This is a genomic window from Acidiluteibacter ferrifornacis, assembly GCF_009909615.1.
GTDB classification, from domain to species: Bacteria; Bacteroidota; Bacteroidia; order Flavobacteriales_E; family Vicingaceae; genus Acidiluteibacter; species Acidiluteibacter ferrifornacis.
The window spans coordinates 124,274-136,494 of record NZ_WWNE01000005.1; the positions used below are offsets into that span (position 1 = coordinate 124,274).

Annotated in this window: 11 protein-coding genes; all 11 read right to left on the minus strand. The window is 36.6% G+C overall.

The window, feature by feature from the left end:
- The 11 genes from GQN54_RS04870 to GQN54_RS04920 all read right to left on the minus strand — a co-directional run bounded on the left by GQN54_RS04870 (position 1) and on the right by GQN54_RS04920 (position 12,221).
- Positions 1–813 carry a rhomboid family intramembrane serine protease gene (locus GQN54_RS04870; RefSeq protein WP_160632393.1) on the minus strand — a complete coding sequence of 271 codons (813 nt, stop codon included), beginning with the start codon at positions 811–813 and terminating at the stop codon, positions 1–3.
- A complete protein-coding gene (mutL, locus tag GQN54_RS04875) occupies positions 810–2,672 on the minus strand; it encodes a DNA mismatch repair endonuclease MutL (protein ID WP_160632394.1) in 1,863 nt (620 codons plus the stop codon). The genes GQN54_RS04870 and mutL overlap by 4 nt, the downstream gene beginning before the upstream one ends.
- 102 nt (positions 2,673–2,774) lie before the next feature.
- Positions 2,775–3,071: a hypothetical protein gene (locus GQN54_RS04880; protein ID WP_160632395.1), complete on the minus strand. Its 297-nt coding sequence runs from the start codon at positions 3,069–3,071 to the stop codon at positions 2,775–2,777.
- Between the two features lie 125 nt (positions 3,072–3,196).
- Positions 3,197–4,195, minus strand: coding sequence for an SAM-dependent methyltransferase (locus GQN54_RS04885; protein WP_160632396.1), 999 nt, complete (start codon positions 4,193–4,195; stop codon positions 3,197–3,199).
- Positions 4,196–4,318: 123 nt separating this feature from the next.
- Positions 4,319–4,687: a DUF3703 domain-containing protein gene (locus GQN54_RS04890; RefSeq protein ID WP_160632397.1), complete on the minus strand. Its 369-nt coding sequence runs from the start codon at positions 4,685–4,687 to the stop codon at positions 4,319–4,321.
- A 134-nt stretch (positions 4,688–4,821) separates the two neighbouring features.
- Positions 4,822–7,992 carry an efflux RND transporter permease subunit gene (locus GQN54_RS04895; RefSeq protein ID WP_160632398.1) on the minus strand — a complete coding sequence of 1,057 codons (3,171 nt, stop codon included), beginning with the start codon at positions 7,990–7,992 and terminating at the stop codon, positions 4,822–4,824.
- Between the two features lie 27 nt (positions 7,993–8,019).
- On the minus strand, positions 8,020–9,087 hold the full coding sequence (locus tag GQN54_RS04900) for an efflux RND transporter periplasmic adaptor subunit (protein ID WP_160632399.1): 1,068 nt from the start codon (positions 9,085–9,087) through the stop codon (positions 8,020–8,022).
- A 1-nt stretch (position 9,088) separates the two neighbouring features.
- Positions 9,089–10,426, minus strand: coding sequence for a TolC family protein (locus GQN54_RS04905; protein WP_160632400.1), 1,338 nt, complete (start codon positions 10,424–10,426; stop codon positions 9,089–9,091).
- Between the two features lie 7 nt (positions 10,427–10,433).
- Positions 10,434–11,033, minus strand: a complete 600-nt coding sequence (locus tag GQN54_RS04910; protein ID WP_160632401.1) for a TetR/AcrR family transcriptional regulator — start codon at positions 11,031–11,033, stop codon at positions 10,434–10,436.
- 72 nt (positions 11,034–11,105) lie between these two features.
- Entirely contained in the window at positions 11,106–11,672 is a 567-nt protein-coding gene (locus GQN54_RS04915; protein WP_160632402.1) for a TetR/AcrR family transcriptional regulator, read from the minus strand.
- A 108-nt stretch (positions 11,673–11,780) separates the two neighbouring features.
- The gene (locus GQN54_RS04920; RefSeq protein WP_160632403.1) at positions 11,781–12,221 is read right to left on the minus strand and encodes a GNAT family N-acetyltransferase; all 441 of its coding nucleotides are present in this window, start codon (positions 12,219–12,221) and stop codon (positions 11,781–11,783) included.

Sequence of the window (12,221 nt, forward strand, 5' to 3'; positions counted from 1 at the left end):
TTAATAGAATTGATTGGTGTTCTTTTTCCAATAACGAATCAAAAAATAACCAAATAACATACCGCCTAAATGAGCAAAGTGAGCTACATTGTCTCCAGGGTTATTTTGAATTCCTGAATACAATTCTATTGCTCCATATATGATTACAAAGTATTTAGCTTTGATAGGAATGGGTGGTATTAATAACATCAATTGAGTATTTGGAAATAGCATACCGAAGGCTAGTAGTATTCCAAATACGGATCCAGATGCCCCAACCGTTGGAACATCTCTAGACAGCACCAACATTTGTTTAGCTTTAGAAATGGTAGCTTCAATGTATTCTGGGTTCTGGGCATTTTGTGTAAACTCTGCGATAAATTGCATGTAGTTTCCACCACCATATTCATCTAAGAATAATTCAAAATTGGAGGGAGTGGGGTTTTGAATGTAATAGTTGACCGCTTCTTCCATTCCATATAACGAATAGGTTTGTACCAGCATGTTGATAAATGCTGCACCAATTCCTGTGACCATGTAATACAGTAAAAATCGTTTGGGTCCCCAAACGGTTTCTAATATTCGACCGAACATATACAAAGCGAACATATTAAAAAAGAGGTGCATAAAATCACCATGCATAAATATGTAAGTCACTAATTGATAGGGTCTAAAATCGGGACTTGAAAAATGATGAATACCTAAAATGCTTCTAAGATCAATTCCTTTGCCTTCCAATACCATTGTCGCTAAAAGCATAATGACATTAATTATCAGAAGGTTTTTAACGACCTCAGGTATGTTACTCAAAAATGACTGTCTACTAAAATTCATGTGCGTTGAAATCTTTTGTCTAATTCGTCAATACTATAGGTAATAACGATTGGCTTTCCATTGGGTAAATTGTTTGGCATCTCACAAGAGAATAACTCATCTATTAAATTTTGCATTTCATCCTCATGCAATAATTTACCTCTCTTGATAGCGGTGTTATGCGCCAATGATCTGGCTAGGCTTTCTCGCTTGTCCAGTCGCAAATCATCACTATTTAATTTGAATTGGTCCAGTAGTTTTTCCAATAACCCTTTTAGGTTGTTTTCAGTGAGTTCCACTGGTACTGCGTTGACTACAAACGTATTTTTGCCAAATTCGTTGATTTCGAATCCCAATTGATTGATTTCATCTACCAAACCTACCATCATGGCATAGTCATCAGGGCTAAACTCAATAGTTTCTGGAAATAATAATCGTTGACTTGCATGTTTTTTTTCATTCAAAGCCTTAATGAATCGCTCATACAGAATGCGCTCGTGAGCACGTTGTTGATCAATGATAACCGCTCCTGATTTAATTTGTGTGATGATATAACGCTGGTGCAATTGCACCATTTTGTGATTATGTTGAACAGGTGTTTCATCCCATTTGGCCAAGATTGTGGTATTTTCTTCTGGTTCAATTGTCGTATGAGTAGGAGAGTCCTTTTCGAAATCTTCTTGACTATATAATTGTTGCCAATTGGTATCTATTCTTTGTCGTTGGGCACTAAAACTATCACTACCTGTGGATGGCCGCGGTGGTTTTGAAGTGGTCTCAAACGGATTGAAATTAGGGTTCACCTCAATCGTTGGAACTTTAATTTGATCTGGGGCTCTTAATGAAGCATTAAAGCTTGATTCTTGTTCGAAATCTAAACTTGGAGCAATGTTATACTTTCCCAATGCCTGTTTTACAGAAGTTCTGATGATCGCATAAATAGAGCGTTCGTCTTCAAATTTAATTTCTGTTTTAGTGGGATGTATGTTGATGTCAATTCTTGCAGGATCAATTTCTAATTTTAAAAAGTAGGAGGGGTGTTGATCTTTAGTAATTAATTCATCAAAAGCGATTTGAATTGCATGATTTAAATACGGACTTTTAATGAATCGCTCATTTACAAAGAAATACTGCTCTCCTCTCGTTTTTTTCGCATATTCTGGTTTTCCTACGAAACCACTAATACTTACAATGTCTGTTTCTTCCTCTACAGGAACTAATCTCTGATTGTATTTGTCTCCGAAAATACTGACGATCCGCTGTCTAAAGCTTCCTTTGGGCAGATTAAATAATTCATTACCTTCAGAGTGAAACTGGAAAGAAATTTCGGGGTGCACCATGGCCACTCTATAAAATTCCTCAATTATATGTTTCGTTTCAACGGGGTTACTTTTTAAAAAGTTTCGTCGAGCTGGTACGTTAAAAAATAAGTTTTTAACGGAAAGGTTGGTCCCAGATTGAGTGGAGCAAGCTTCTTGTGAATCAACGACACTGCCTTCTATTACGATACAAGTTCCTAAATCCTGATCTGCTTGTTTGGTTTTCAATTCAACTTGACTAATGGCTGCTATAGAAGCAAGAGCCTCTCCTCTGAAACCCATGGTTCTCAGAGCAAATAAATCGGAAGCTGATTTGATCTTGGAGGTGGCATGACGCTCAAAAGCCATTCTTGCATCAGTTGGACTCATCCCTTTTCCATTGTCAATCACTTGAATTAAGGTTTTTCCTGCATTCTTAATGATCAAACATAAATCTGTTGCTCCTGCGTCAATGGCATTTTCTAATAACTCTTTTACCGCTGAGGCAGGACGTTGTACAACTTCACCTGCTGCTATTTGGTTGGCAACTGAGTCGGGAAGAAGCTGTATGATATCTGACATGGAAATTAATCGAATTGAAAGCGTGTATAATTGTAGCGCAAAAATACAAAATTCGATAGGGTTTATTTGGCAGAGGAAAGATAATTTCTTCGGCTTACTAACTTACTTTAACACCAGGTAAACCAGACCAATTAGTGCTGCTAAAATCACTAAAATACGCGTATTCGACTTTTGGGCGAAGTGGGTGGTATTTTTGTTGCTCTTCCACTGTTGTTTAAGACTTCCTCTTAAATGATCGGAACTATAGTTAGATGCGTTTCTTTCTTTGTACAATTCAGCCTTTATACGGGCTTTTCGCTCTTCCATTGCTTCTTTAGTCTCGTTGTAGTATCGAGGAGTAAACTCAAATTGTTTAATGCTTCGAGTTTTAAAAAATGAGGGTAATCGCATTCCAGACATATCCCAAAATTACTAATTGTTATAAAAATAAGTTACATTATTTAAAACGGGGGTGGGGCTTTACTTATTGTGGTCATTAATAGCGTAAACCGGATTTTTTTGGATTGAAAAGGTGCTGATTTGAGTTATTGATAACTACATCTCAATTCTACTTCTGGTTCTAAAAAGTAGGTAAAAACCATTGATTGATGAGGAAGTGAGTAGTCAAGATTAATTTTTAATGGTAGTGTTAGGGATGATTGGTTTCTTTTAAGCCAGATTGACTCATGGATATGAACTTTCGTGTCAATCAATAAAGTCTTTTGATGTTCTTTATCCAATGTTTTGAAGCTGATTTTAAACTCTTCAAGCTGCTTGATTCGTTCTTTGTTGTTCATATATTTAGTTGAAGCAGCTTTGACATTTACAATAGTGCCCAAATTTAACTCAAGAAGTGAACTCTCGTCTTTAGAATTGGATAAAGCAAACACGTCAATCAGGACATTTTCCGGGATTACAACAACATCTTTATTTAATTGTGGAAGAAGGTTAAACAAAATGGGGACATAACATTCTCTGTACAAAACAGCGTCTAGGGTTTCACTGATTAATACATGAAATTTTTCTGGTTGAGGGATTTTAAAAGTAACCGCATCAGCAAGATAAAAATCAGAGACATGATTTGTAAGCTCCATAGCAGTGATCAATTTCTTGGCAGCGTCTACTGAATTTTTATTAATCTCCAGCAATGTAAACTGAACTTCAGCAGATGTAAAAAGTGGCGCTACTAGAGTGAGTAAAGTAGCATAAGGACCACAGCCTGCATAAAATACCTGTATAGTTGTATTAGGAAACTGCTGTTGTTTTTTGCGGATTGCTTGTACAATTCCTTTCACAAATAAAACAGTTCTGTTATAATCTAACAAACATTGAGCAGCATGATTGAGACCCAATGCTTTGCCTTGTGCTGCTGGTATCGCCGCTAAGTAATCAATTTTATTTTCAAATCCCGTAATTTCTGTAATCTGTTGAAAGTAGGTATGTATATTCTTGATGTATTTTTCTGCTTTTGAAGGCTCTATGGATTCTTCAATAACGGAAAAACTGAACTCTTGAATAGTTTGAATTATTTCATTTTTATTCATGTAGTTGGGTAATAGTAGGTTTGTAATTTGCTAAACTATGAATAATCCTTGTAAAATGATAAGGTTGAGCTAAATAAATGTCATGAAATAAGAAAATAAAGGGATTCCCTACACCTCTTGTGCTTAGACATTTGCTTTCTTAAAAATATGTTGGATTTCTGGGTCTATAGGAAATGGTTTCATCGGAGGTACATTGGCGCCACCTGGGTTTCCTACAGGTATTTTTCCAACAAAAGATTTGACTCCTCCCACTAATAATCGTGGAATCTGTCCAATAATTTCTTTCCCATTTTTAATACGAATGCCAAATTGAAGCATTTTCCAATGCACCATTGTATGCGCAAAAGGATATTTCTGACCGATAATGTGTGCCCGCTCCAAATGATTCCATGCCTTGGAAAGGTTGCCACTATCGAACTCCGTCGTGTATTGCTTGATTTCTGCTTCAAAATAGGGTAGTAGCGTCTGTGGAATGGCAGTATATAATTTCATAGCTTTTATTTGAGCATACCAAAATAACTAATCTATCTCTATTTCTTTCATCTAATTATAACAAAATAGGAAAAGCGAACACCTCTCAGGGCATTCGCTTTTCCAAACAACTAATCCAAACAATTAAAGATTCATTAAATATGATCCGGATTAAATCCATCCTCACTGATGTGCTTAGGTTCATATTCAGCTACCATCTCAGTAGCATAATCCACTTTTTCTCCTTTGCTGAATTTTGCAATCAATTTTTCCATGATTTCATAAATTACAGGCACTACGATTAAAGTCAAGAATAAAGAACTGATCAAACCACCGATGATTACCCAAGCTAATCCATTTTTCCATTCAGCACCTGCTCCTGAAGCTAATGCAATCGGCAACATACCAAATACCATGGCAATGGTGGTCATTAAAATTGGACGTAAACGAGCATGGTTGGCTTGAATTAATGCACGTCTAATGGATTCTCCAGCAGCTCTACGTTGATTGGTGAAATCTACCAACATGATTGCATTTTTAGCCACTAATCCAATTAACATTATCATACCAAGGATGGTGAATATATTCAATGAATTGTTAGTTAAAGCCAAGGCTAACAACGCACCAATAAATGAAAGTGGAACAGAGAACAATACTACAAATGGGTGAGCAAAACTGTCGTACAATCCTACCATGACCAAATAAACCAAGATAATAGCGGCTAGCATTGCAATTCCCAAAGTTCCAAATCCTTCGCTTTGGTTTTCTTGATCACCACCCCATATGTAACCTACGCCTGCTGGCTTCTCCAATTGTTCTAGACGTTCTTTCCATTCCGCTACAATAGTTCCTGAAGGAACTCCTACATTTTGTCCTTGAACAGATACAGAGGCAGACTTGTCTCTTCTTTCCAATTGACTAGGACCAGAGCCTTCAGTGATAGTGGCAAATTGAGCCAATCTAATTTGTTCTCCAGCATTGTTAACAAAAATCAGATTACTCACATCAGTAATGCTTTTCCGATCAAAGGCATTGTACTTTATATTGATATCGTATTCGTATTCTCCGGCTCTAAATTTGCCATCAGTGTTTCCACTAAATGCCGTTTGCATGGTCATACCTACTGTTTGTAGATTCAGCCCCAATGCCGACATTTTATCACGGTCTACCTGTACATTCACTTCAGGGTTACCGTCTTCAACTGACAATTTAATTTCTGAGGTTCCAGGAATTTTTGCCAGTTCATTTTTGGCTTGTTTTGCAAACTCCATGGCACTTTCTACATTAGGTCCGGTGACAATTAATTCTAATGTGGCATTCTCCGCCGTTCCAATGATACCAATTGGAACTGTTTTTACTTTGGCACCAACTAACTCTTTCTGCAATTCTCTTTTTATTTTTGCCGCATAAACATAGGCTTCGTCAGTTCGTTCACTTTGATCCACCATTTTAACGTTGATCTCAGATTTGTAAGCGGTTGACTGAGAAGCTCCCATTCCTTCACTGGTTTGCCCTACCGTAGTAAACTGACTTTTAATGTCCTCTTGAGCGGCTAAAAATGCTTCCGCTTTTTGAGTCATAAAGTTGGTTTGCTCCAAAGAAGCATCTTTTGGCATTTCGATCTGTACTAAAAATTCGCCGCTGTCTGATCGAGCAAAGAATTCTCCTCCAATAAATCCGGCAGGTAACAATGCGATAGAACTGAAGAAAATGACCAAAACAACAGCCAATGAACTTTTATAGTGATCTAAACACCATGTCAACAATCCTGAAACCCAGTTAGTGAATTTGGTTAATTGACTTTCAAAGGCCAAAATAATTCGTCCAAAAAGGTTTTTTCCTGTGATATGTTCTAGTTTACCATATCGAGAAGACAACCATGGAATCAATGTAAATGAAGTCACTAAAGATAGGAGAGTAGCAATAATAACCGTGACACAGAATTGAGTAATAATGTTTGATACCAAACCTGAACTCATAGCAATAGGTAAGAACACCACCACAATTACTAAGGTAATAGAGGTTACGGTTGCGCCAATTTCTGCTGTTCCATCGTAAGAGGCACGTACCTTATTTTTGCCCATTTCCATGTGTCGGTATATGTTTTCGAGCACCACAATAGCATCATCCACTAATATACCTACTACTAAAGATAAAGCCAATAGACTCATTAAGTTTAAGGTATATCCGAATAGATAGATTCCAATAAATGTGGCGACCAATGAAGCAGGAATGGAAACCATTACAATCAATGAGTTTCGAATACTGTGTAAGAAAAACAACATAACAAAAGCCACCAAGATCACTGCAATTAATAAATCATGAATAACCGAATCGGCAGCTTCTAAAGTAAAGTTGGTGCTGTTTTTAGCAACTTCCAATTTCAATTCATTGGATTTGTAATCGTTTTCTAAAGTTGCAATTGTTTTCAAAACATCCTCACTTACTGCTACAGCATTCGCATCCGACTGCTTTACAATTTGCAAAATGATTGCACTTTTTTGATCTACTCTTGCTATTTTTTCGGCATCTTTCTGCGTGTCTTGAACATCTGCTAAGTTTTTCAATCTTACCTGAACATCGCCATTGTCTAACACTATTAAGTTTCTCAATTCGTCTACATCTTTGTATTTTCCGGCTAAACGAATCAATATTTTTTGCTCTCTCGTTTGAATATTTCCTGTTGGGAAGTCCAAGTTAGAAGCCAAAATCATTTGCTGCACTTGAGGAATTGATAAACCGTAGGCTTGCAATTTCGTTGCATCTAAATTCACTTGAATTTCACGCTCTTGTCCCCCGATGATGTTTACCTGAGCAACACCATTTACACGGGATAATACTGGAGATACTTTTTTGTCAATCAAGTCATAAAAAGCGGCTTCATCCATCTTTCCATAGGCTCCCAAAGTAATAATGGGCAAATCACTCAATGAGAATTTAGACAAGGAGGGAGGGTCAGCATCTTCAGGTAAATCTGCGAGGATGGCATTAATCTTCCGTTGTGCATCGTTCATAGAGATATCAACATCAGCTTCTGAAGTCAAGGTAATCGATACAATGGACAAACTTTCGTATGACTTAGAGTCAATTTTCTTAATGTTCTCTAATGATGCGATTGCATCTTCTATTTTTTTGGTTACCGTGTTTTCAATCTCACTCGGAGAGGCTCCAGGGTATATGGTTGCTACTGAGATCACGTTCGTCTCAAACTTGGGAATCAATTCGTACCCCAGCTGTTTGTAGCTAAAAACTCCCCCAAGAATTAGCATTGTAAAGAATACAATAATAATAGAGGGGCGTTTTATCGATATTTCTGCTATTTTCATCTTATTTAAGTTGTTTTAGTAACGTTCTTAATTGATAACTTCTACTGCGTTACCGTCTTCTAGATTGATATGACCGGTTGTCACTATGACTTCTCCGACAGACAATCCATTTAAAATTTCTACTTGATCACCGATTATTTTACCAGCAGTTACCGTTTTTAACTTTGCAATTCCATCTTCTACGACGAAAATCTGATTGCTGCTCACACTTCCTACAAATGCTGTTCTAGGTACAATGGTCATTTTCTGTTGTAACTCACTTGTTGAGAAGGTTGCAGTTCCGTACATTCCGGCTTTCAATTGTTTGTCCTCAGTGTTTTCGATTTCAATTTCAATGGGGAAATTCAATGTATTGTCAGCTTTTGCAGCAATGAATGTGATTTTACCTTTAAACTGTTGGTTAGGATAAACACTCGCCTTGATATTGACTTCGTCACCAACTTTTAGTGTTGTAACTTGACGTTCATCCACTGTAACGTTCAGTTTTAGTTTTGAGACATTTACGATTTCAAATAGGTTGGTAGTAGGAGTTGCTGTCAACATAGAACCTTTTTCAATAAACCTTTTATTGATGATTCCATTGATTGGCGCTTTAATTTTGGTATCGCCCAAATTGATTTTGGCTTGCTCGTAATTGGCTTCTGCATTTTTTAACGCTACTTTAGCTTGATCCAACTGCTGTTTAGTAACACCTCCAGTTTTGTATGCATTCTCAAAACGGCTGTAATCTGTTTTTGCATTTTGGTAAGCTACTTCTGCTGCTTCAGCACTCACGTTAATGGCATCGCCTCTCATTATTGCTAATGTTTGTCCGATGGTTACTTGGTCGCCTTCTTTGGCAAATAATTCAACAACCCTTCCTGTTTTTTCAGCAGAGAAAGTCAGTTCTTGAATGGGTTGAAAATTTCCATTAGCTACAAAATCCAACGAGATTACTTCAGATTTTACATTGGCTACTTTCACGGCTACGCTAGCATTACTTTCCGCTACAACAGCTATTTTTGCTTCATTCTCTTTTTTGTTTTTTGATAAAACATAACCGATTAGGGCAAGAGATGCGATGATGATTATTCCGACTTTTAGGTACTTATTCATTTTAGTTATTGATTAATGTTTTTAATTCTCCTTTAGATTTTAATAATTGTATCTCGGCTAGTTTATAATCTAAAACTGCTGATGTATAATTGTTTTGAGCCTCTATAGATGCATTCTCAGCATCCAAAAGATCCGTTAACGAGGCAAGACCTTGTAAATAATTATTGTTGATGTTTCTCTGAATTTCTTCCGCTAATTCCATGTTTTCTTTCTGGCTTTGTAGCGTAATGATGCTATTACTTATTTGAGTTCTGGCATTTTCATAATCCAAATCCAACGCCAATTGGGTGTCCTTTAAATCTTCTTGTAAAATTTGGAGTTGAACATTGGCTTGACCTACTTTTGATCGAGTACCGAACCCAGTGAATAGAGGGATTCTGAGGCTTAAACCGATGGATGAGAAATCCGACCAATAAACGCCCTCAGAAGGAGTTGCAAACCATGGCAATTGATCGCCTTGGCCCAAATAATTGTAATTAGCAGAAAGCGAAAGAGTAGGTGCGTAGCCTGCAATCATAGCTTTCTTTTGAAGGGTCAACAGCTCCTCTTGCTTCTTCAATAATTGGAATTCACTGCGGTTGTTGGGGTTCAATGAATCTTGGTTATTGAAGGGCGTTACTGCAAATTCTTCTTCGGGAATGGTAATGGAAGCAGAAATCGGCATACCCATGTAAAACTTCAATGCATTTTCCTGTAGTTGCACCGCATTCAGCAGTTGTTGCTTTTGGGTTTTAATGTTTGAAAGGTTTACATTCATACGGTCTAAATCTATTTGTTTGGCTAGGCCGTTTTCTAGTTGTCCTTTAACGATATCACGAACCTTAGTAGTAGTTTCTAAATTGGTTTCAACCAATGCAATTTGCTGACGCAATACATACACCTGATAGTAGTTATTCGAGACATTTTCTATCACTTGTTCTTCCGTTAACTGTTCGTTGATTTGATAGAATTCGCGAGTCGTCTTTGCCGCTTTCAGACCGGTAAAAACTGCTTGGTCAAACAAAGTTTGATTGAAACTTATTCCTGCAATTGAATTCCAATCTTGCCCTAAAGCTGCTTGAATAGTACCAGGAGCACCAAAAGTACTTCCATCAATTACTGTCGTTTGCAGAATTGGATTGTAAGTCACACCACCATTAATGGAGATTTGAGGTAATGCTCTAGAACGGGCTTCCTGAATTTGATATTCACTATTTGCAATTTCGTACTTCGCTCTTTTTGCATCCGATTTGTTTTGAAGTGCATAGGTGATGGCATCTTTCAACGTGAGCGATTTGTTCTCCTGTGCATTGGACTCAATTGCCAGAAGCAGCAGAACCGCTATGATTATTTTGTTCATGGTTGTTTTATTTGTTTTTAATTATTGATTCTAAAATTTGGATTCCTTTGGTGGTGCAAATTGCTCTTAAATGATATTCTAAATGAGCACTTTGTAAGTTAGTTTTGTTAGACTTTAATGTGTTAAAAAGTTGTAAATCATAGATGCCATTAATCCCGATTAGATAGAACCAACTCATTTCGTGAATATTGATTTCTTTGCGATAAAGTCCTTGGTCTATCCCCCTCTTTAAATTTTTGATTAAACATTCGTTGATCTGAGTTAGTTGGTTTGTAGTTAGAGCTTTATATATTTGGGGGTAAAACTTCTGTAATTGATAAAACGGAGAGGTATTTTCATTTTTTAGAACATCTCCTAAAAAGTCATTCATTTTAAAAAGCTTTTCGATAGGATTTAAATTGGAGTTGGCGATATCATTCATTTTATTGGATACTTGAGTAAATATCGAGTTGATGACTGCTTCAACTAGCTCACGTTTATTACTAAAATATTGGTAAATAGTCTTTTTTGAAATCCCCATTTCCGAAGCTACATCATCCATCGTCACACTCTTAAAGCCAAGCCTGAGGTACATTTCTGATGATCGATTTATAATATTTGTTTCCATATTCATTTTATTATCTTTTGCTAGGTAAACCGATTTAGTTTTATTGGTTTACTTTTGGGTAAAAAAAAGAGCCTATTTTAAAATACACGTAAAAAAGGTGCTCAATACTCTTCCCATTTCAGTTTTAAAATCAGTTTTATTATTGCAAGTAATCATCTGATATTCGATTAGCGATTTCACTATGATTACTAAAGCACCTACATCTAAATCTTCCCGTATGCAACCTTCATCTTTTCCTTTTTGAAAAAATAAAGTGATGAATTGTCCTTGATCGGCGATGAATTTTTCTTCTCGCTCTTTAATTTTTGGATATTCTATTCGAATGGCTTTAATATTCGATAAAATGAAGTCATCAAAGCCATCCGTTATCTGCTGACTCAAATTGTTCAACAATTCCGGAAAAGATTTATCGCTCTGAAGATACTTTTTTAGACGGGTAATTTCATTCTTCATGTTGTTCAAGAGGATCTTAAACAGTAAGTCTTCTTTGGAACCAATGATTTTATACAAAGTGCGTTTAGACATATTCGATTCACGAGCCAAGTCGTTCATGTTCCATCCTTTTACTCCATATTTAATGAGCATTTCTCTGGCTTTCTCAACGACTAATTCTTCTGTATGGATATCTCCTACTTTCATATAAATTTTAAAGTAAACTAAAAAAACTAAATTGGTTTACTTTTGCAATATTAGGAATAAAATAGTTGCTAGAACAAGATGCAATTGTTTTTTATGTTTTTTAACAGTCTAACTTTTCAACTCCATGTGTAAAATGGGGTAGGGCTTTCCTGTGGCGTCGAGTTCTGAGCGACTAACTACTTGAAAGCCGCAGTGCAGGTAGAAACCAACTGCTTGTTTATTCTGTTCATTCACATCCACTTTTTGAACCTTCAAATGATTAATGGAATATTGCAAAAGTTGCTTTCCAACTCCTTGGCCTATAAAATCCGGATGAATGAACAACATTTCAAGGTTGTGGTCTGCAACACCCATAAATCCTACGATGCGATTTTCAATTCGAATGCACCTCAATTTCACTGCTTCTAAGTAGGTGTTTAAGATGAGTGGTTTAAAGTAAAGAATGTCTTCTTCTTTAAGGAAATGATGAGTGGCTCTAACCGAAGCTTCCCAAACTGCTACGAGTTCTAAATAATCTGAAGGTTTGGGTGATTCTATGGAGTGGTTCAT

What these genes read in the sequence shown, in the direction of transcription:
- GQN54_RS04915 (WP_160632402.1), bottom strand. Translation starts at nt 11,672, where the DNA reads ATGAAAGTAGGAGATATCCATACAGAAGAATTAGTCGTTGAGAAAGCC.
- GQN54_RS04880 (WP_160632395.1), bottom strand. Translation starts at nt 3,071, where the DNA reads ATGTCTGGAATGCGATTACCCTCATTTTTTAAAACTCGAAGCATTAAA.
- GQN54_RS04920 (WP_160632403.1), bottom strand. Translation starts at nt 12,221, where the DNA reads ATGAACCACTCCATAGAATCACCCAAACCTTCAGATTATTTAGAACTC.
- GQN54_RS04885 (WP_160632396.1), bottom strand. Translation starts at nt 4,195, where the DNA reads ATGAATAAAAATGAAATAATTCAAACTATTCAAGAGTTCAGTTTTTCC.
- GQN54_RS04910 (WP_160632401.1), bottom strand. Translation starts at nt 11,033, where the DNA reads ATGGAAACAAATATTATAAATCGATCATCAGAAATGTACCTCAGGCTT.
- GQN54_RS04905 (WP_160632400.1), bottom strand. Translation starts at nt 10,426, where the DNA reads ATGAACAAAATAATCATAGCGGTTCTGCTGCTTCTGGCAATTGAGTCC.
- mutL (WP_160632394.1), bottom strand. Translation starts at nt 2,672, where the DNA reads ATGTCAGATATCATACAGCTTCTTCCCGACTCAGTTGCCAACCAAATA.
- GQN54_RS04890 (WP_160632397.1), bottom strand. Translation starts at nt 4,687, where the DNA reads ATGAAATTATATACTGCCATTCCACAGACGCTACTACCCTATTTTGAA.
- GQN54_RS04895 (WP_160632398.1), bottom strand. Translation starts at nt 7,992, where the DNA reads ATGAAAATAGCAGAAATATCGATAAAACGCCCCTCTATTATTATTGTA.
- GQN54_RS04870 (WP_160632393.1), bottom strand. Translation starts at nt 813, where the DNA reads ATGAATTTTAGTAGACAGTCATTTTTGAGTAACATACCTGAGGTCGTT.
- GQN54_RS04900 (WP_160632399.1), bottom strand. Translation starts at nt 9,087, where the DNA reads ATGAATAAGTACCTAAAAGTCGGAATAATCATCATCGCATCTCTTGCC.